This is a genomic window from Streptomyces humidus (assembly GCF_014649655.1).
Lineage (GTDB): Bacteria > Actinomycetota > Actinomycetes > Streptomycetales > Streptomycetaceae > Streptomyces > Streptomyces humidus.
Genome location: NZ_BMTL01000057.1, coordinates 16,506 through 36,650, shown reverse-complemented (window position 1 = coordinate 36,650; position 20,145 = coordinate 16,506). Strand labels below are relative to the sequence as shown.

Here is a 20,145-nt window from a genome sequence, read left to right as displayed (position 1 = left end):
CGCACGCTCACGCAGTTCATCGGGATACTTACGGGGAGCAGCCATGATCGGCATCCTTCCGGGTCTTCGATGTCTCCATCAAACCCGGGGCGATTCAACCTGTAACAGGTGACAGCGGACCTCACAGCGGGAGTTGCACGTGCCTGACACCCTCACCCCGTACACGCCCCGACAGCAGTGGGGCCTTCGCACGACCGACACGGTCCTTGACCCGGTCGCCCTGCGCCAGATGGCCACGGGTGAGTCCGAGGAGACCGCCCGAGCCGAGCTCACGGACGCCCAGCACCTCATCTCGACGCCCACCCCCGGACAGGCCCGAGGCGAGGCACGGGTCTTCCAGGCACTCATCACCGCCTACGGCCGCCACCGCCCCATACTCACCGGCGGCCCGTTCGGCATCCGCAGTCTCACCCCCCGCACCGACGAACTGGTGGTGAGGATCGCGCCCTCCCAGGTAGATCGGTGGATCGACGCCCTCGCCTACCGGCAGGGCGGGACCGGCGTCGCAGGACTGCGCTGGGCCGGCCGGCGAGACGGGATCATCCTGACCTTGCCCGGAACGAAGATGCTCCTCGCCGAAATCAGCGAGAGCGACTGGCGTGCTGCCCTCGGACGCCGGACCGCCGACCAGAGCAGCCTCATGCCGCACTGGATCCCCCAGCTCCCCGGCGAGGCCGAGCACACCGCCACCGAGGACGTCGAACTCGCCGGCGCCTGCGACCACCTCTGCGCCACCTTGCGCCGGATCCGGCTCGTCGACGCCCTCACCCGCGGGAGCGGTCACGTCCACCTGTTCACCACCCGCCACCACGGCGACCTCCACCTGATCGAGGCGTGCGAGGCCACCCCCACCGTCCTGCCGTTGTGGACCTCTCGGTCCCTGCCCCTGGCGCTGTGGCCCGCCGGCTCGATCCCCGCCCCGGGCCCGAGCGACCCGCGCACTGCTGTGCTCGACCTCCTCACCGAGATCGAACCCGCCCATGCCCCTTCCAGCGCGGCCGACCACCGCGCCGCCCGCGCCCTGTGCCACCTCGCCGGCCTGAGCACCGCCCCCGTCCTTGTCCAGGCCGCCGAGCACGTTCTCGACGTCGCCACCCACGTCCTCGCCGACCCCGCCCATGCCAGCGTGTACGCCTCCGGTGGCTGGGCAGGCAGCTGCCGCACGTATCCCGAAGGCACCGTCCACGGCACCGACCCCTGCCTCCCGCCCGGCGCCGAGAAAGTCACCAACCTCCCGGAGGACGCACTCCAGCGCCTCGGCAGGCACTTCTCCAGCCGATCCTCCGACACCCCGCGCACCGACCTCGTCAACGCCGGCCAGGAAGAACTCGTCCACCTGCTCGACTGGGCGCTCGCCGCCGCGACCCGCCCCACCAGCCGTCGGGACTGGAACCCCCACGGGGCCGACGGCACGCTTCAGCACAGGCAGCAGCTGCCCGACCGCGAGGGCACCCTGACCCTGACCGCCAGCACCACCGGCGTCTACCGCGTCAGCCTGGAAGCTCTCGGCCTGAGCGACCTCGCCGACGAGGACGACACCGTGGAATGGGAACGCGAGGCCGCACCCTCGCAGAGCGCCGCCGTCCTTCTGGCCGAACACGCCGCGATCGAGGCGGCGGTCTGCCTGCCCTTCCAGCGCGAGCACCGCAAGCAGCGCCTCCTGCTGCCCAGTACGGTGTCGGCCGCGGCCGAGCCCACGATCCGGTCCGTCATCGCCGGAGCCGATCACGCCCTGGGGTTCTTCACCCTCGCCAGCGTCCTCGGCCCCCTCCACGATCGCGTCGGTCCCACCCAGGGAGCAACCGACGGCCACTGGCGAACCGATCCTCACTCCGACACCCCGCGCGACCACCCAGCCACCCTCACCGCTCTCATCAGCGACTGGTTCGAGCTTCCCTCACCCCACCACGGCGAAACCGCCAACACCGCCGCGGTCGACAGCCCCGCCTACCTCCGCCACCTCGCAGCCCACCGCGCAGCGCTTGACCCGTTCGTCACCCGCTACCTCGCCGCAGCCGACAGCCTCGCCGGCGCGCGCACTTTCGAAGAGCGCCATGTAGCCGGCTTCGCAGCCCTGCGCACCACCGACCTTTCCGCCCTGGCCTGCACGGAGGTCCACCCGGTCCGCGAAGGACTCCTCCGCCTGATCAAGTCGATGCCCCAGGACCCCGCCCAGCTGAACGCCTGGTACGAACGCCACCTCGACCGGGCCTGATCCCCGTCGACCCTTGGAAGAAGGCGAGCCCCACGATGAGTGAGCAACTGCCGGACCCGGCCATGTTCATAGGCCCCATGGGGCACGGGAAGACGCGGCTGCCGGCTGACGCCGACGCTGGCCAGCTCGCGGCCGTGCTGAGGCGCGCCCTGCACCCCGTCGAATGCCGCGAACTCGGGCCAGCCGCCGCCGAGCAGACGTTCGGACCGTTCGCGGACACCACGGAAGGCCGTATGACCGTGTTCATGGACGAGGACCAGCTTCGGGCCGACCATCGCGTCCACGACGAGCTCCAACAACTGACGCGAGCGGTCCGTGAGCGAGGACCGGCCGTGGACGTCGTCATGGCGCCGCTCAAGCCGTCCGTGCTGCTCCTGGACGAGATGACCCACGTCGTCGGCAAGAGCGCCGGGTCGGCCTCGGGCACCGGCAGCGCCGGGACAGGCTGGCTGTACGCGATGCGACGGCCGCGCGGGCCGGACTGGCCTTACTCGGGTGCTGCCCGGGTGGCGGCTGTCGAGCGGTGAGAGCCTCGGGGGCCCGGGGGCCCGGGGCCCGGGGGCCCGGCAGATCCGGAAAGCCGAGACGGCGAACGGGAGCCCGCGGGGCCGCTGCTGGGCGGAGCGCCGCCTTGCCGCCGATCAGCAGCGAAGAGAGCCTGACCTGCGGGCGCGGCCCAGAGAAATCCTCCCGGACCGTAGTGTCGAATCTGGGTACGCTTTCGCAGCCGGCCCGTGTGCCGGCCTTCAAGCGGGCATGGCCCGCGACGCATCAGGGGGAGCAGATGACCACCACGAAGACATCAGGCGCGGCAGCACCCGCGCCCGCCCACACTTCGGGCATGCCCGTCGCCTTGTTCAGCGACGAGGCATCCGCCGTGATGACGCCCGTGCCCGGCTCGGGCCAGCGCCTGCCGCGGCCGTTGGACACCCTGAAATGGCAGGCGCCCCCCGCCCTGGAAGGCGTCGACGACGACTTGCAGTGACCGCCCGCGAGGGTGGCCCGGTGCCGTGGATCTCCACGACACCGGGCCACGAAGGGTCACTCGGCCCGGGTGCTCCAGCCGAAGAAGAGCCAGCTCGGCTCGGGTCCGGCGGCATCGAGCAGCAGCGCTCCGGCGCCGCCCAGCCGGACGCACGGGGCGTCATCCTCGATCAGGCGGTCGGCCAGCCACTCGGCGTCGTCTTCGTTCAGGGGCTCCCCGTCACCGTGCGACGACGGGACGTGGGAGGCGTTGAAGTAGCCCGCCGCGACGGCGTCCAGCGCGGCGCGGTCACGTACCACGGTGACGCGGTCCACCTTCGACAGGTCCGCGCGGGGCGAGAACAGGTCGACCGGGAGTTCTCGGTCTGCGGCGGCGTAGAGGGCGAAGGCGTTCTCGGGCGTGGCGCCGCTCGCGGTGAAGCGGAACAGCATGGGGAACGGGTGCATGGCACTCCTTGGGTGGGCCCGGCCGCCGGGAGGACTGCCCGTCGGCCGGGACGGCTGATGATCAGGCGGGCTGACCGGGAATGACCTGTTCGCCGTTGCGCATGGCGTGCATGATGCGGGCCAGAGCGATTGAGACGGTTCCTTCCGGCCCCGCCGCGTCGTCCCGCCCACCGGCGACCCGTACGTCCGCCTCTCCACCCCGCTGACGCTTCACGTGGAAGGTGCGCTGGTTGAGATCGACGGCGTGCACGAGCCGGACTTCCCGCCGGTTGGGCAGCAGATGGTTCACCCGCACGCCCATCTGCCGGAGCCCCTCCACCGCCGGGGGCAGCGGGACGGTCGTGTCGCGCATCCAGCCCTCAAACATGAACCCGACCGCGCAGACGGGCGCTTGAGACGCGTCGGCGGGCAGGAGAAGGTCCGGGACGGGCGGCAGCGAGCTGCTCAGCCCGCTCAAGGCATCGGCGGGGTTGACGCCGCCGGGATTCCAGAGGGCCTCGGGATACAGAGCCGTCTCCACCCGATCGCCGGACAGCAGACGCAGCGTGAAGAGGCGGGAGGGACGGTTCCACCCCTCCCGTTCACCGCACTGGGCCTCGATCGCCACGACGGCGGCGGCGATGGTGTTGGCGTGGGGATCGTCCGCCGAAACGATGGGAGCGGAGAAGGTGAAGTCGCGGGGCTTCCTGGACATGGCAAACGCGCCTTTCCGTGCAGCCGTAGCCGAGTACGGCCGCGCTGATGCGGTGGAGGAAGGAGGGAGAGAGGCCGGAGAGCCCGGCCCGATACGACCAAAGTACATCGTGAAACACGAATACGCAACGCACGGCGGTGGCGGACGAGGCTGCCTGGCGTGTGTATGGCACCGGGCTGACGCACCCGCAGGTGACAATGGGGGCGGTCTCGACGGCGTCCGGTTACTGGGGGAGTGCTCTTTGTCCATCGACCGCCTGCAGCCCATCAGCCCCGCAGCGCTGGCCGCCCGTACGTCCGGACCCGGCATCCCCGCCTCACGCACATCCCCCCGCGCCGACGGCACCTCCTCGATGAGTACCGACGCCTTCCGCGCAGCGCTGAAGCGCGGCATTGCGCGCGATGCCGCCCCGAGCGTTGCCGCGGCGGCGGCCGCCGAAGCGGCGCGCCGGCTCACTCAGGGCCGCGTGGAGGTATCCGACCTGCGGGTGCTGCTCCTGGAGACCCCCGGCTCGGAGGTCTGGGCGGCGGTTCGCCGGGCAGCGCTCACCACAGTCACCGCCAGCCCGGAACTGGCGCCGAGCATCATCTCCATGCACGCCCAGCTGCTCCGGCTGCCGGCAGCGACCGTCCGCGAGGGCCAGGACGCCGGGAGCCAGGACGGCTTTCACGCGCAGGCCACGCTCACGGTCGACGACCAGCAGATCAGCGGCAGCATCCAGCGCTCCCGCACCCGCAAGGGCGCCCGGCAACAGGCCATGACCACGCTCATCGCGGCGATCGCCGGCCTTCCCGACCCGCTCGCCGACCGTGCCGTGAAGGCATGGGGCGCATCCGTCGGCCCCGCCGTCCCGCCGCCAGCCCCGACGCCTCGCACCGGCTCGACACCCACTGCCGGCCGCAGCCCCATCTCGGTCCTTCACGAGTTCGCCCAGGCCGGGCACACCACGACACCCGACTTCCGGGTCACGGGAGCCGCTTCCGCCTTCACCGCCACAGTCACCGCCGTCCACCGCGGGCAAAAGCTCGCCGCGACAGGTGAGGGAACGAGCAAACAGAGCGCCCGCGCGGCCGCGGCCAACAGCCTCCTGGAAATGCTCCAGCAAGCACTGGCCGCCGAGGTCCCCGCAGCTCCCGCGCCCGAGCCTCCCACCCCGTCCAACGCCCCGGCGCTGCTTCCGTCGCTCGGCCTCGCCCGTACACAAGAGCCACCCCCCGCCGTTCCCGCCAGCGCAGCCGAGTTGTTCCGCGCGCACCACGTCCTCGAGCAGGCCCTCGCCGACGGTGTGGCGCTCACCCTGCTGCCCGCCCGCCACCCCGCCCACAGCACATGGATGATCTTCCGGCCCGACGGCGCACCGCTCCCCGACCTCGAACTACTGCCGGCGCCCCTTCAGCCGGTCACCCGCGACCTCGTCCTGGCCGGGACCGGTGGCATCATGCCGCGCCGCGCCACCGTGACCGGCATGGCTGTCCCGCTCCGCCTCGCCCTCCCCCTGATCCTCGATCCCCGCCAGGGAGAGCACGCCTCGGTCACCGGATGGCGCCACCCTCTGCGCCTGGCCCTCACGTGCGTGGCCCAGCAGCGCGTCCACCCGGCTCTCACCGACCAAGGCCAGGGCTGCTGGCGCATCGGCCCGATCACCGAAACCCTGCGCACCGCCGTCACCGACGTCGCCGCGCTGATGGCCCCCGAAGGTCACTGCCTCCTCGCCGGCACCAACCCCATCCGCGTCCCGTCCCCCGAACACGCGGTGTGGCCCCTGCTCGACGCCGTCGCCGACACCATGCTCCGCACCCCCGGCACCCCCACCCTCCTGGGATCCGGCCCCCACACCGGGCCCGCCGGCCAGGACGCCGATGCGACACCCGAGTTGTGGAGGTGGGCGGACGCGATCGAGGACACCGTCGATCCCCACCCCACCCCGCGCCTGGTGCTGCGTATCAAGGAACCCGACACCGCGGGCACCATCCCGTCCGCACCTGCCGTCCTGCACCTCGCCGCCCCCGATCAGGACGACACCGTTGCAGCGATCACTGTCTGGGACGGGGCACCGCACAGCCAAGCCGAGCTCACCCCCGCCGCCCTGCCCGCTGTACGCCGCGCGCTGCGCCGGGCCGCCCGCCACTACCCGCCCCTGGCGCACCTCGCCGCCCAGGAACGCCCCCACCGCATCTCCCTGGACGCCCAGGACCTGGCCCGCCTCCACGACCACGCCACCGCCCCCCTCGCCGAGGCCGGCATCACCGTGCAGTGGCCCCCCACCCTCCTCGGCGCCCTCACCGCCACCGCCGTCATCGGCACCCACGACCCCGGCGACGAGGACGAGTCCCCGACGGGTGGCGGATACCTCGCACTGGAGCGACTGGTGGACTGCCGCTGGCACATCAACCTCGACGGTGAACCGCTGACCGAGCAGGAGATGACCGCGCTGGCCGACGCCGCGTGGCCGCTGATCCAACTACGAGGCCGCTGGCTCCTGGTCGACGCCGACACCGCTCGCCGCGCCCGCGCCCGAGACCTCGCACCCCTGCCGTCCCTCGACGCGCTGACCGCGGCCCTGTCCGGCACCCTCACCCTCGACGGCGAAGCCCTCGAAGCCCGGCCCGCCGGAGCCCTGGCCACCCTGGTCGGCACGCTGCGCGGCGCCCCCGACGCCCCCCAGGCCGTGCCGTCGCCAGCAGCCCTGAAAGCGACGCTGCGCCACTACCAGCAGCGCGCCCTGACCTGGCTCGCGAACATGGTCGACCTGGGCTTCGGCGCGTTGCTCGCCGACGACATGGGCCTCGGCAAGACCCTGACGACCATCGCCCTGCACCTGAACCGCGTCGAGACCACCCGCGCCGCCGGCCCGACGCTGGTGGTCTGCCCGGCCTCCCTGATCGCGAACTGGGAGCGTGAGATCGCCCGCTTCGCGCCCTCCACCACGGTCGTGCGCTACCACGGCGCCGACCGAACCCTCGACCGCGACGCCCTCGACCCCAACACGGTCGTCATCACCACCTACGGCACCGTCCGCCGTGACACCACCTCCCTCGCCGCCGCCGAGTGGGGTCTGGTCGTCGCGGACGAGGCCCAGCACATCAAGAACCCCACCTCGGCCACCGCCAAGGCACTGCGCACCGTGCCCGCCCGCGGCCGGATCGCGGTCACCGGCACCCCGGTGGAGAACAACATCACCGAGCTGTGGGCCATCCTCGACTGGACCAACCCCTCCCTCTTCGGCACCCGCAAAGCCTTCCGCACCCGCTACGGCGCCGTCGAGAAGGACTCCGCTTCACCCGCCGCAGCCCAACTCGCCCGGCTCGTCGGCCCGTTCATGATGCGACGGCGCAAGACGGACCCCGGCATCGCCCCCGAACTGCCGGGCAAAGTGCACCACCACCGCATCGTCGCCCTCACCGAAGAACAGATCGGCCTGTACGAGGCATCCGTCCGCGACACCATGGACAAGATCGCCACCAGCACCGGAATCCAGCGCCGCGGCCTGGTCCTCAAGCTGCTCCAGGCCCTGCGCCAGATCTGCAACACCCCCAGCCTGTATCTCAAGGAGCCGCTGGACGCCGCCGACCCGGCCGGCCTCGCCCTCCGCTCGGGCAAGCTGGCAGCCCTGGACGACCTCATGCCCACCCTGGCCGAGCGCGGCGAAGCCTCCCTGATCTTCACCGGCTACGTACAGATGGGCCGGATCCTCGAGCACCACCTCCGCGCCCGCGGCCGCTCCGTCCGCTTCCTCCACGGCGGGACGCCCCCAGCCCGCCGCCAGGACCTCGTCGACGCCTTCCAGAACGACCCGGACCCCGCGCCGGTGTTCATCCTGTCCGTCAAGGCCGCCGGCACCGGACTGACCCTCACCCGGGCCGAGCACGTCGTTCACTACGACCGGCCATGGAACCCGGCCGTCGAAGACCAGGCGACCGACCGCGCCCACCGCATCGGCCAGCACCGCACCGTCCAGGTCCACCACCTGATCACCGAGGGCACCGTGGAAGACCACATCAACGAACTCCTCGCCCGCAAACGCGCCCTGACCGACGCGGTCCTCACCTCCGGCGAGAGCGCCCTCGCCGACCTCGACGACACCGAACTCAACGCGCTCGTCGCCCTGGGAACCCGATGACCGGCTCCGGCAACACCCGCAACATGGCCCCCCTCGTCGCCGCCTGGAAACAAGCCTTCCACCTGGCGACCAACGGCTCCGGCTCCTACGGCAAGGGCCTCAACCTCCACCGCAACGGCGCCGTCGCCCAGATCCACGCACAACCCGGCCGCCTGGCCGCCGCCGTCACCGCGAAGAAGGCCACCCACCAAGCCGTCCTGCTCCTGCCCGAACTGACCGACAACCAGTGGGACACTCTCGCCGACCGCCTGGCCGGCAACCCCCAAGCCGTCGCCGACCTCCTCGCCCACCGGGTCCCAGCGGCGATCGCAGACCCCGGACACGCAGGCGGCGTCGCCATCGTCCCGGACGCAGAAGAGATCACGTTCTCCTGCTCCTGCCCCACCGGCCACGCGGGCCGTGCGTGCGACCACAGCGCCGCCCTCGGCCACGCCGTCACCGACCGCCTCGCCGTCACGGCCTCCATCCTGCTCGGCGCCCGCGGCATGTCCGCCCGCAGCCTCGCCGCCCTCGTCCGCGACCTCATGGCCGACACCGACCCCGGCACCCTCCCGGCAGACGCCGACGGAACCGTCCGCGCCGACCAGCTCTACTCCCTGGCAGCCCACCGGCCACCGCACTCCCCGCCCGACATCGACCTCGATCCCATCGTCCCGGTCACCACCACCCTCCACGACCCGCCCATCCCCGGGCCCCGCGCCCAAGACCTGGCCTGGATGACCCAGGACGCCGCCAACCGCGCCCGAGCGCTCCTGACCGCCATCCCGGACCCACCCCACGACGACCTCGCCGACACCGTGCGAATCCTCGCCAGCCCCCACGGCATCGACCGGCTACCCACTGCCGCCGACGCCACCGGCCTTACCGAAACCACACTGCGCGCCATGATGATCGGCTACCGCCACGGCGGCCCGGCCGGCGCCCATGCCACCCTCGCCGCAGCCACGATCCCGCCGAGCACCCTGGAACAGGCCGCAGAGGCCCTCCGCGCCTCCCGCGCCGTCACCCTCGGGATCATCGACATCGCCGACGGAGCGATCACCGACTCGACCGCAGGCGTCCAGATCCGGCCCGGTCTCGACGGCCGGTGGCACCCCTTCACTCTCTGGCGAGCCGATGAGTGGCGTCCCGCCCCCGGAGCCTGCGACGATCCCGCCGAAGCATTCCGCGCCGCTCGGCGCGCCCGCGCCGCACGACCGCTCAGCCGATAGACCGACCCACAGCCGACCAGGTCACCCCTCTCCGAAAGGAAAGATCCGCCGCATGCTTTTGGACCTGCAGACCGGCGTACGCGCCTACCAGTTCGTCGTGGACCGGCTCGACGACCGGCGCCGCGAGCAGTACCCCGAAGGGCGCCAGGCGTACGAGGACGACTGGACAGCCGCCCACGCTCTGGAGAAGTCCTACGCCGAGGCCGTACACGCCCAGGACCGTGACACAGCCGAGCACCTGCTCCAGAAGCTCATGAGCTTGGCCGCTGCGTGGCGAAACCATCCGCACCACCCGGACAACGACACCGAGGGCGGGCGCCAGTCCGACGACACTGTGCCGGGCGGCCGGCCATGAGGCGGCAGTGGGTCCTTCCGTGCGGCATGATCGCCGCCATGGTGGTGCTCACCCCCACCGTGCTCGACACCCGCAGCACGCCATGGACCATGGGATGGGTCGCCATCCTCCTCGGCGCCCTCGCCGTGCAGATGCTGCTCGTGCTGGTGGACCATCTCGCCCCCGATGCAGACAGCCCCAAGCACGACGACGTCCCGGAAGCCTGAACCGTTCCTCGCCAGCCGCGACGGGGGTGAAGCGAGCGGGACGCTCGAAGCCACCGCTGTCGGTGCCGGGGATTACAGTCCGCATGTGCGTGACATGACAGCTGTGAGTGCAGAGGCTGCCTGGCTGCTCCTGGTCGGTCTGGCGTTGGTCGGTGCGATAGTGACCCTCGCCGACGGACGCCTACGTTGGTATCCGAGGGGTCTGCTGCAGTGGTGCATGGTCATCGCCTTGGCGCAGGGGCCGTACGGAATGCTCCTGGCCAGCGGTTTGATCCCGCAGGCCGAGACTCCGGCCGTCCGCATCGTGATGCTGCCGACGTGGATCGCTGGCGTCGGTTCGCGGTCTGGAAGGGCAGACGAGCCGTGCTCGGCAGATGGGCGGATCAAGAACTCGTCCGAATCTTGGGCGACCTCAACGTGCTGACCCGGATCACCGCGCTGCACCGCCGCGCCGAGGGCGCGGATGTCAGACAGCTCCCTTTGCAGGAGGCCCGGACCGCGCTGGGCCGCCGCCGCGGCCGTGTGGCCTTGCTGTCCTTCGAAAGGGTGCTTGAACAGATGAAGGCGGAGCACCGATCCACCGAGGAGTGGTCCGAGCTCCGCTCCCGGATCCGCGCGCTGGTCACGAACTTCGTCGGCAGACCACAGACCGACCAGGCGCCCCCTGGCGCGTGACCGATCTTGCGCGATGCGTCGATCGCAAGAACTCCGGTCCATGACCAAACACGTGTTGATGGCCGGGCGACGCTCGCCCACGGCCATGCCCGATCAGCTTGTCCAGGTCTTGATCTGAGCGGCGACCTCCCGCACCGGGAGCCCGTCCCGGGCGGCGCGGGCCAAGGGAATCACGGTGTCCAGCCCAGGGCTGACCGGGAGGCCGCATGCCGACAGGTAGGCCGCCGTCACCGTGGCCGCGAACAAGAGGTTGCGTACCTCAAGGCTGGGGTTCCTAGCCAGTTCACACAGCAGCGCGGCGGCTTTGTGATGGGGCTCGGGATAGACCTCGTGGTCCAGGACCTCCGCGCGATGACGTGCTTCGGCTGCTACTGGCACGCCGTAGTCGACGACCTGGGGGTCACCCGGGATCTGCTGCGCCACGGCCAAGATCCAGGCGAGATCGATGCGGAGATTCACGCGGCGTCCCTCGGCGCGCTCTCCATCAGCCCCTCCGGGAGGCCGGGGTAGCGGTCCTCGCCGACCTCCGCCTCGAACGCGTCCGCGTACTGGGCCAGGAACGTCGCGGCGCCGGCCATGAAGGCGGCACGGGACTGGTTCACATCGGCCTCGATCAAGTCGGCAACGTAGCCCTGCAGGCTCAGTCCGCGGCGCTTGGCCCGGTCCTCGGCGGCCGCCTTGACGGCGTCGTCCAGTCGGATATTCGTCTGCTTTCCCATACACACCACTGTAGCTAGGTGCTGGTACCAGCGGCTAGCAGAACGGCGAACGGAAACCGCTGCCAACCGCCGCGCCGCCCTACCGGCCGCGCCCCCAAGGCCACCACCGGGTACGCGCCTGCATACGGCCAGCGTCGATGGGCGCAGACTCGCGCGGCGCCGCGGTGTGGTCAGGCGGCAGGCCGAGCTTGTGCGGGTGAACGCAGGCCGGCCTCCCGTCGAGGGTGTACCGATGTCCGTCAGCCGGGTCGAAGGGCGCCTCGCGACACGGCCGATCGAAGACGACGAAGACCGTACGCGGGAACCGAAGGGCGGGGCAGATCCCACAGAGGCGATGGTCCGAGGCGGGATCAACATGGGGAAGGCTGCCATCCATGCCCGCACACGGTAGCGGGGCGGCCAAGGTGCGGCCGCCACACTGGGCCCCGTCGTCAGCCGACGTAGGGAGCCGGGGATCGAAGTTCCGGTACAGCCGGTGCGGCGTCCGGTTCTCAGGACGGGACTGGGTCCTCCACGGGTTCGGGGATCGCGGCCCACACCGGGGAGGTGAAGCCGGTCATGTCGGGCGCGAACTTCGCCAGGGTGGGAAGGAACCGGTCCGGCTTGCCATCGACGCCGTGGATGACCCGTACGGGCCTTCGTGTGATGTTGGCGAGGTCCTGCGCCTGGTCCATCACGGCCGTGACCGCCTGGGGGAACCGGCTGCCGGCCGGGACAACGACCGGGCCTGTGCACTCGGGTCCAGCGCGTCCCACCATCACGCGGGCCTGCCACCCGATGGGCTCGCGTTGGTAGTCGACCATGACCCGCAGAAGCCATGCCTGGGCCTCTCCTTCGGTGAGGCCGTCGATCCCGTCCGCGCCGTGCAACTGCGCCAGCCGTTCCTCGCTCGGGCCGGGTACAGCCGCGAACTGCGCCATCCACTCCTTGAAGTCCGTCATGGCCTGTCAACGAGGCAGTCGACACCAGGTCGCCCCGGATGTCGCCCATTCGGGAAAGGGGCAGGAAGGGGCCTGGCATCTTGCGTTCTGTGCGGCGATCCTGAAAGGGACGCCATGGCGTCCCTTTCAGCGTCGGGAGGTGACCATGCCCAATCGGCGCTCACGCGGGTACCAGCCGTGTTGGAAGCCCCAGGCGTCCTCGCTGGAACTGCTCGCGGCCGCGGACCGGGTCCTGAACCGATACACGGACCACCTGCCGCTCACCATCAGGCAGGTCTGGTACTCGCTGATTTCCGACGGGGTACTGGCAAAGGAGTCCCGCACCTACAAGCGGCTGATCGAGGTGATCGGCATGGGCCGCCGGTCGGGCCGAATCCCCTGGGAAGCGCTCCGCGACGACACCGAATTGAAAGCGGAACCCGTCTTCTATGCCGGCCCCGACGACTTTCATGCCGCGCTGCGGCAGGCGGCGGACGGCTACCGGCTGGACCGGCAGACAGGCCAGGCGATCCGGCTGGAGGTGTGGTCGGAGACAGCGGGGATGGTCAGCCAGCTCCGCGCTGTGGCCGAGCCGTACGGAGTGCCGGTGTACTCGGGCAGCGGATTCAGCGGCCTGCCGGCGAAACGGACCGCGGCGCTGCGCATGGCCGCCGATCCCCGACCCGTGAGGGTGTTCGTCGTATCGGACTGGGACCCGAGCGGGGTGCACCTGTTCTCCGCGCTCGCGGAGGACGTCGAGGCGTTCGCCGCCGTGGACGCCCCCGGGTCGGAAGTCGTCTTCGAGCGCCTGGCGGTCACCGAGCAGCAGATCGAGGAACACCGGCTGCCGACCGCCCCCACGAAAGCCACCGACAACCGCTCGTTCACCGGCAGCTCCACCACCCAGGCTGAGGCCCTGCCGCCCGACATCCTCGCCTCCGTCGTTCGCGATGCGATCACCTCCCGCCATGATCCGCTGATCCTCGCGGAACTCCTGAACCGAGAGGAACGCGAACGCCGCGCCCTTCTCGCCGACCTGAACATCCACCCCGACCCCGAGCCCGACTAGCGACTCGAGCGGGCACAGCCACAGAGATCGCACCGAAGGCGGCCCGGCAGACCACCGGACGCCGAGAAAGGGCCCACCGACGTGGGGCGGCCCTGGAATGATGAATCACCACATCGCACCAGATCGCCAAGGGGACGAATGGGCCTGCACATTTCGCGGATCGAGATACTCAACTTCCGCAACTTCCGGCACCTCGTCATCGACGACTTCCCCGCCCACGCCGTGATCGTCGGCGAGAACGGCGTCGGCAAGTCGAATCTGCTGGAAGCGATCCGCCTGGTCCTCGACCCGTCCATCTCCGACGCAAGGCGCATGCTGCGCGAGGAGGACATCTGGGAAGGTCACCCCACCGGCCTGGCCGGCGGAGCCGAGGTGACCATCGTGGTCGAGCTACGAGGCTTCGACGACGACGCCGACGCCAAGAGCATTCTGTCCAGCGCCGCGGTGGACTTCGACCCGTACGTAGCTCGGCTGACCTACCGCTTCGCCCCGCGGACGGAGGTGGCAGCGGCCGATGGCTCCCGTGTGCAGCCGACCGGCCGGCCGCTGACCGCGAAGGACTACGACGTCATCGTCTTCGCCGGCGACCGCGAGACCAACGACGTGCGCGCCATCCGCCGCGAAGTTGCCCTGCGCGTCCTGCCGGCCCTGCGAGACGCCGAGGCAGACCTGCACAACTGGCGGCGCAGCCCGATGAGGGATCTCCTCGAACGACTCCCCCTCGACCCGGTGAACCTGGAAGCCACCGCCTCGGCCATGGCCACGGCAGTCGACCAGCTCACCAAGGACGACAACGTCGCCAAGCTGGAAGGGCACCTGACGGACCGGCTGACAGCGATGTTCGGGCCGCGCCTGGCGGTCCAGCCCACCCTGGGGTTCGCCTCCTCCAAGCCGGACGAACTGATTCGCGCCGTACGCCTGTTCTTCGACACGGCCCGCCGCAGGAGCATCTCCGACACCAGCCTGGGCAGCGCCAACGTCATCTACCTCGGATTGCTGCTCGAAGCCCTCAGCCAGCAGCGGGACGACGAGGAATTCATCGCCACCCTTGTCGCCGTGGAGGAGCCCGAAGCCCACCTCCACGTCACCCTCCAGCGGCACCTCTTCGGGTACTTGCTGCGCAGCGGACCGTCGCTCGTCCTCACCACCCACAGTCCGCACATCGCCGCCGTCGCGCCGGTGCGCTCCTTCATCGTGCTGCGCGCAACGGAGAACGGCACTACCGGTGCCACCACGTCCGCCCTCCCCGTCAGCAGCGAGCAGGCCGCGGACCTGGAGCGCTACCTCGACGTCAGCCGCGCCGAGGTCCTCTTCGCCTCCGCCGTCGTACTGGTCGAAGGACTGGCCGAGCTGTACATCCTCCCCGCCTTGGCCGAAGCCGCCGGCTTCGACCTCGACGCCTACGGCACCGTGGTGGCCAGTGTCCACGGCACCGACTTCAAGCCCTACCGGGCGCTCCTCGGTCCGAAGGGCCTCAACACTCCCCACGTGGTCATCACCGACGGAGACGCCGCCCGCGACAAGCGTGGCCGCCGGGAAGCCGGCCTCAGGCGAGGCGCGAACCTCCACCCCGAGGAAGCCCGCAGCAGGGCGCTCATGGACCAGATTGCCCTCCTGCCGGAAACCGACGCGGCGGGCTACCCAACGACCCGCGACCCTCTCGCCTCGGAACTCCAGGGCCACGGCGTCTACGTCGGCGCCCAGACCCTGGAGACCGACCTGTGCTCCATGTTCGGCGAGGAGATCATCCAGGCATTCAAGGAGCTGAACAGCTACGCCACCGCGATCGACGACGTGAGCCGCGGGGTCGCCAACGAGCTGAACACGACGGTCGACCCCGAGCTGCGGAAGAAGATGCTCAAGCGCATCGGCGACCTCGGCAAGGGCCGCTTCGCCCAGCGCCTCGCCGCGCACATCGCCCAGGTCGACCTGGACGCCCGGATCCGGTCCGAAGTTCAGATCGCGGACGAGGTCCCGCTGGACGAGCAAGCCCTCCGCCGCCTGGGCACGGCTTCCTACCTCTTCCTGGCCATGGAACGCATCAGCCGCGCGGCCCGCGGAACCTCACTGCTCACCGGCCACACGGCGCCACAGGTCAACGGGCAGGGCAGCGATGCAGGTCAGTGACACCCTGCTCGCGGAGCTCGACAGTCTGCACCCCCGGCAGCGGACCGCCGTTCTCCACGACGGCAACGTCGTTCTGCGGGCCGGCCCCGGAAGCGGGAAGACGCGCACCCTCGTCGCCCGGATCGCCTACGTGCTCCAAACACAGATCTCGGCCTTCCGCGGCGTGGCCTGCATCACCTACACCAACGCGGCAGCCGAGGAAATCCGCCGCCGCGTCCTCCGCAGTGGCGTGCGCGCCGAAGGGCGGATCACCTGCTCCACCGTGCACGCCTTCTGCCTGAACGAGATCCTCCGCGCCTTCGCACACCTGACCGGGCAGTCGGCACCCCAAGCAGGACAGGTCCTCAACAAGACGGCCACCGAAGCGCTCCTGCAACGCTGCTTCGACCAGGCCGGCATCGCCGAGGTCCTCGCCCAGCACCGCGTGCCCCAGAGCACCCGGATCCGCCGGGCCCTGGCCTGCAATGAGAACCTGGACAGCTTCGACCCGCGGGAAGTCCAGGCGGCACGCCTCTACGAGGAACAGCTCATCCTCCGAGGCGAGATCGACTTCGAGGCCATGGTCACCCGGGCCGTGCACATCGTCAGGGAGCACGCACATGTCCGCGACCTCCTGCGCTCCCGCTTCCCCCACCTCGTCGTCGACGAGTACCAGGACCTCGGCGGAGTCCTGCACGAACTCGTCCTCGCCCTGCGCGACCTGGCCGGCATCACCGTCTTCGCCGTCGGGGACACCGACCAGTCCGTCTACGGCTTCACCGGAGCCGACGCCAAGTACCTGACCGAGCTGGCAGGCCGAGCGGACTTCCTCGATCTCGAACTCGAGGTCAACTACCGCAGCGGCCAGGACATCATCACCGCCGCCGAAGCCGCCCTCGGCCTTTCCCGAGGCCGCCTCGCCCGCGAAGGCGCACCCCCAGGCGACGTCAACCTCGAACAGGTCGAGGGAGGGCTCGCGGACCATGCCCGAGTGACCTGCGACCTGGTCGAGCAGGCGCAGAACAAGGGCATCAGCCCCGAGCGGATCGCCATCCTCTACCCCGCTCGCGGTCGCTTGCTCGACGACGTCCGCAGCGAGCTCACCCGACGCAAGCTGGACTTCCGGCACGAAGGCGACGACAAGCTCCCCACTGGCAGCCTTTCCCGTTTCGTCCAGCGGTGCGCCAGCCGCGCCGTCACCAACTACCAGATCCACACCGCATCCGGCGCCGATCGCGCCGACATGCTGCGCCGTACGCAGGCACCATCGCTTGCCTCTCTGGCCCGCGCCTTCACCACGCTGCGTACCGAGGCCCAGCTTGCCCCGTCCCCCTCGCGGCTCTTCGTGCCCAGGGCTCTGCAGCTGTGCCTCGACCCCGAGGAGCTCTACCCAGCCGAAGCCCCTGCCCTCGCCTGGCTGGAGCACCTGCGCGCCGGCTTGGCTCTCGACGAGATAGCCGCGCGCCACCCCGACCAGGACAACACGAGCAGCCTCGACGACCTGGCCGGCCTGTGCAGGTCCAAGGACCTTCTGCTGCAGGACCTCGCGCGCGGTGAGGAAGTCATCGGCAAGGTACTGCTCGCCACCTACCACGCAGCCAAGGGCCGAGAGTTCGACACCGTGATCCTGCCGGGCCTCCTCCAGGGCCTCATTCCGCGTGATGTCCACAGCGGGAAGCAGTGGCGGAAACCCACGGAGACGGAGCTCGCGGAGCAAAGGCGCACCTTCTACGTCGCCCTCACCCGTGCCGAGTCGACCGTGACCATGATCGTCGGCCCCGGGTACGAGACCAGGAACGGATACTGGATGTCCCTTGGGCCCTCAGCCTTCGTGATCGAGATGGCGCGGCGGCTCTTCCCCGACGAACAGACCTGACCAGGCGGCCGTCCCCAGCCCGTCCCACGCTCAGGCCTCCGACTACCGTGATCACCATGACACTGGGGGAGATGCTGCAACGCCACGCCGGGCAGGCGGTGGTGGCGACGGCGATCATCAGCGAGGCCGTCATGACACAGCTGCGCGGACCAGCGGCCGGCATCGCCGTCGGTGTGGCGGCGGCGACCGGCGGACTGTGGGCGGTGCAGGGCCGCGCCCGGCAGAAGTCGGCGATCGCCATGGGCCCGTCGGCCCAGGCGTTGACCTGGCAAGTCCACGCCGGCCGCAAGCCCGACCCGTCCGACAGCGACACATACCGCCACATCGCCACCAGGATGCGGCAGACCACCGAGCACGTACGCCGCACCACCGCCGAGCGCGGACTGACGAAGATCACCCTGGCCACCTCCAGCGAGACCGACAGCTGGGCCGACGCCCGCTCCACCGGCCACGGCCGCCGAGGCCACGTGTGGCTCGGCATGCGGTGGCTCCACCCACGTCACACCAACCACCTCCCCGCGGTCCTGGAGCACGAACTCGCCCACCTCCAGCGCCGCGACACCGGCAAGCGCATCGCCGCCGAGTCCGCCGCCGTCGCGGTGGCCGGCCTGGCAGCGGGCCTGCTGTCCCTGCCCGCCTTCGCCCTGACCGCAGCCGCCGCCTGGGCGCTGAACACCATGTTCTTCTGGTGGGGCGAACTAGCCTGCGACCTCGCGGCCGCCGGCGTCTGCGGCCGGACTGCCGTGGCCGACATGTGGCGCGAGGACCTCGACCGTGAACGCGCCCGCGCCGTGCTGCCCCGGATCTGGGTGACGGTGCGGGGCCTGCGCACGCACCCGCCACTGCGCCTGCGGATCCTGTGCGCCAACCACGTCCCGCTGCCCGACGCACGCGAGCAGGTCGTGCACCCACTGCATACGCCAGCCGCCAGCTGATCCGACCTCCTCATCCACGGCGTCCCGGCCAGACCGGCCACCGCCAGCGCTGCGCCCCGACGCGCGATCGGATTCCCCGATATGTGCGATAAGCGGCCGGTTGGCGCGGTACTTTGCCGGCAGTCCCCCTGGACGCCGCGTCCCCCCGTGCGCTGCGTCCGGGGGCGTACTCCGCCGGGCCCGGCGTGATCAGCGGCCCCGCCTTCCGACCGCGGCAACCCACTCTCGCGACGGTCTGCCGCGACAGGCTCTCTCCGTTCACGGGGAGGTCACCGGCTCGCAGCGCCGGGGTTCGGGATCCGGTACACCGCGGTGGTGGGCGCGAGCGGGAGGTCGGGGCGGACCCGCGCGCGGGGGAAGAACCGGCGCTCACGAGTGAACGTGAGGCCCTCGACCGCGCCGTCCTTGTAGACCGGCCCGACCAGCCGCCCCTCGGTGTCGCGAATCCCGATCCGCACTCCTGGCTTCCAGTGCGCGCGCCGCCAGGTGCCGACGACGAGCGGCCCCCGGGAGCCGGCTGGCGCCGGGCGCTGCTCGGGCGGTCCCTCGGGCGGAGGGGTGAAGTCCAGGACACGGACCCCATGGAAGCCGCCGGCCTGCCCGGCCTCGCTCGTGGCGATCCTGCCCAAGGCGCTGCGCGACGTGGGGCGCGGCCCAGGCACCGGGAGAACGGGCGGCGCCGTCCACCGGGCGAACGCCAACTGTGCCGCGTACCCGTACAGCACGCGGCCGCCGCCGTGGTCGCCGTACGCGGTCGGCTGCAGCACCTGGCACCGCTTCCCTGTCGCGTCGAGGGAGGAGATGAGCAGGAACCCCGACGTCGTGTCGAGCCGGCCATCGGGCTGGGCGGCGAGCAGGCCGCCGAGGATGACCGGCTCCGGTCCCACGCACACGCCGGCCTCGACGAGCGCGGCGAGTTCGTCGTCATCGGCTTGGGCCGCGCGCAGGGGGACGGCGTCGTGCGTGATGAGCGACCAGGGGGCGGGCAGCCGCAGCGCGTTCCGGGTCGGTTCGTCCAGCGGGGCGGTGGTGACCACGTCCAGGGCGAGCGGCGCGGGGACCATGTGCGCGGCGGAGAGGTAGGCCGCAGTGCCGGTCAGGGCGCGCAGCCACCGCACGACTCGGTCATGTTGCACGGCGTAGGTGCTGGCGCGGAAATCCTGTTCGTCCAGCAGAGCGGACCGCAGCGCGCCGACGTCCGCGGGCACCAGGCCGGACAGGTCCGAGGGCAGGCGGCGATGGATCCGGGCGAAGCGCCGCTCGAGCTCCCACTGCTCCCGCTGGGTCGCCAGTGCGGCCGCGGCGACATCGATGACGACGTCGTCCGGCCCGCACAGCGCGAGGACCGCCTTCGACTCGTGAGGAGCCAGCTCCCAGTCGATGTCGTGCTCGTCCGCGAGTCGCTGTGCCTCTCCGCACTCCGCGACCACCCGCTTCCACAGCACCGCCAGCTGCTCGTCCCAGGATCCCGATCTGCCTGGCCCAGCGCCGGGACCGAGAAGGAACTCCTTCCAGGCGCCCGAGCTCAGGGCGGTGAAGGTGCGGCCGCTGACACGCGTAGCCGGGGCGGCCGGCTGCGCGAAGGCCGCGTCGAGGAGGTTCCGAACGCTCAT

At 71.0% G+C, this 20,145-nt stretch carries 18 protein-coding genes; 12 read left to right on the top strand and 6 right to left on the bottom strand.

All coding sequences use genetic code 11. The annotated features are described in order from the left end of the window. The first annotated feature begins 139 nt into the window (after positions 1 to 139). From IE239_RS39050 to IE239_RS39040, 3 genes are all read left to right on the top strand, one after another. The gene (locus IE239_RS39050) at positions 140 to 2,215 is read left to right on the top strand and encodes a hypothetical protein (RefSeq protein WP_190154189.1); all 2,076 of its coding nucleotides are present in this window, start codon (positions 140 to 142) and stop codon (positions 2,213 to 2,215) included. A 35-nt stretch (positions 2,216 to 2,250) separates the two neighbouring features. After that, positions 2,251 to 2,742: a hypothetical protein gene (locus tag IE239_RS39045; protein WP_190154188.1), complete on the top strand. Its 492-nt coding sequence runs from the start codon at positions 2,251 to 2,253 to the stop codon at positions 2,740 to 2,742. A gap of 257 nt (positions 2,743 to 2,999) precedes the next feature. Further along, on the top strand, positions 3,000 to 3,200 hold the full coding sequence (locus IE239_RS39040; RefSeq protein WP_190154187.1) for a hypothetical protein: 201 nt from the start codon (positions 3,000 to 3,002) through the stop codon (positions 3,198 to 3,200). Positions 3,201 to 3,256: 56 nt separating this feature from the next. Here the strand turns inward: IE239_RS39040 and IE239_RS39035 are convergent, their stop codons facing one another. Together IE239_RS39035 and IE239_RS39030 are read right to left on the bottom strand one after the other, a co-directional pair. Beyond that, positions 3,257 to 3,646 (bottom strand): hypothetical protein, encoded by a 390-nt coding sequence (locus IE239_RS39035; RefSeq protein WP_190154186.1) that lies wholly within the window; start codon positions 3,644 to 3,646, stop codon positions 3,257 to 3,259. Positions 3,647 to 3,707: 61 nt separating this feature from the next. Next, positions 3,708 to 4,340 (bottom strand): hypothetical protein, encoded by a 633-nt coding sequence (locus IE239_RS39030; protein ID WP_190154185.1) that lies wholly within the window; start codon positions 4,338 to 4,340, stop codon positions 3,708 to 3,710. 241 nt (positions 4,341 to 4,581) lie between these two features. Here IE239_RS39030 and IE239_RS39025 point away from each other — a divergent pair, with 241 nt between their 5' ends. The 5 genes from IE239_RS39025 (at position 4,582) to IE239_RS39005 (ending at position 10,907) form a co-directional block, all read left to right on the top strand. Beyond that, a complete protein-coding gene (locus tag IE239_RS39025; RefSeq protein WP_229878710.1) occupies positions 4,582 to 8,460 on the top strand; it encodes an SNF2-related protein in 3,879 nt (1,292 codons plus the stop codon). Further along, on the top strand, positions 8,457 to 9,671 hold the full coding sequence (locus IE239_RS39020) for a hypothetical protein (RefSeq protein WP_190154184.1): 1,215 nt from the start codon (positions 8,457 to 8,459) through the stop codon (positions 9,669 to 9,671). Before IE239_RS39025 ends, IE239_RS39020 begins: the two co-directional genes overlap by 4 nt. 52 nt (positions 9,672 to 9,723) lie before the next feature. After that, positions 9,724 to 10,026: a hypothetical protein gene (locus IE239_RS39015; protein WP_190154183.1), complete on the top strand. Its 303-nt coding sequence runs from the start codon at positions 9,724 to 9,726 to the stop codon at positions 10,024 to 10,026. Positions 10,027 to 10,064: 38 nt separating this feature from the next. Beyond that, positions 10,065 to 10,232, top strand: coding sequence for a hypothetical protein (locus IE239_RS39010; RefSeq protein ID WP_190154182.1), 168 nt, complete (start codon positions 10,065 to 10,067; stop codon positions 10,230 to 10,232). Between the two features lie 318 nt (positions 10,233 to 10,550). Further along, the gene (locus tag IE239_RS39005; protein WP_190154181.1) at positions 10,551 to 10,907 is read left to right on the top strand and encodes a hypothetical protein; all 357 of its coding nucleotides are present in this window, start codon (positions 10,551 to 10,553) and stop codon (positions 10,905 to 10,907) included. A 93-nt stretch (positions 10,908 to 11,000) separates the two neighbouring features. On the opposite strand, the gene IE239_RS39000 is transcribed toward IE239_RS39005, so the two are convergent. From IE239_RS39000 to IE239_RS38990, 3 genes are all read right to left on the bottom strand, one after another. Then, positions 11,001 to 11,366: a hypothetical protein gene (locus tag IE239_RS39000; RefSeq protein WP_060880727.1), complete on the bottom strand. Its 366-nt coding sequence runs from the start codon at positions 11,364 to 11,366 to the stop codon at positions 11,001 to 11,003. Further along, positions 11,363 to 11,626, bottom strand: coding sequence for a hypothetical protein (locus IE239_RS38995; protein WP_190154180.1), 264 nt, complete (start codon positions 11,624 to 11,626; stop codon positions 11,363 to 11,365). Before IE239_RS38995 ends, IE239_RS39000 begins: the two co-directional genes overlap by 4 nt. A 491-nt stretch (positions 11,627 to 12,117) precedes the next feature. After that, complete coding sequence (locus IE239_RS38990) at positions 12,118 to 12,567, bottom strand: hypothetical protein (protein WP_190154179.1); 450 nt, start codon at positions 12,565 to 12,567, stop codon at positions 12,118 to 12,120. Positions 12,568 to 12,706: 139 nt separating this feature from the next. Between IE239_RS38990 and IE239_RS38985 the strand changes: the two genes are divergently transcribed. The 4 genes from IE239_RS38985 (at position 12,707) to IE239_RS38970 (ending at position 18,532) form a co-directional block, all read left to right on the top strand. Then, positions 12,707 to 13,615 (top strand): hypothetical protein, encoded by a 909-nt coding sequence (locus IE239_RS38985; protein WP_190154178.1) that lies wholly within the window; start codon positions 12,707 to 12,709, stop codon positions 13,613 to 13,615. A 138-nt stretch (positions 13,616 to 13,753) separates the two neighbouring features. Beyond that, entirely contained in the window at positions 13,754 to 15,742 is a 1,989-nt protein-coding gene (locus tag IE239_RS38980; protein WP_190154177.1) for an ATP-dependent nuclease, read from the top strand. Next, positions 15,729 to 17,597 (top strand): ATP-dependent helicase, encoded by a 1,869-nt coding sequence (locus IE239_RS38975; protein WP_190154176.1) that lies wholly within the window; start codon positions 15,729 to 15,731, stop codon positions 17,595 to 17,597. The genes IE239_RS38980 and IE239_RS38975 overlap by 14 nt, the downstream gene beginning before the upstream one ends. Before the next feature lie 56 nt (positions 17,598 to 17,653). Then, entirely contained in the window at positions 17,654 to 18,532 is an 879-nt protein-coding gene (locus IE239_RS38970; RefSeq protein WP_190154175.1) for a M48 family metalloprotease, read from the top strand. A gap of 269 nt (positions 18,533 to 18,801) precedes the next feature. Here the strand turns inward: IE239_RS38970 and IE239_RS38965 are convergent, their stop codons facing one another. After that, on the bottom strand, positions 18,802 to 20,145 hold the full coding sequence (locus IE239_RS38965) for a type II secretion system protein L (protein WP_190154174.1): 1,344 nt from the start codon (positions 20,143 to 20,145) through the stop codon (positions 18,802 to 18,804).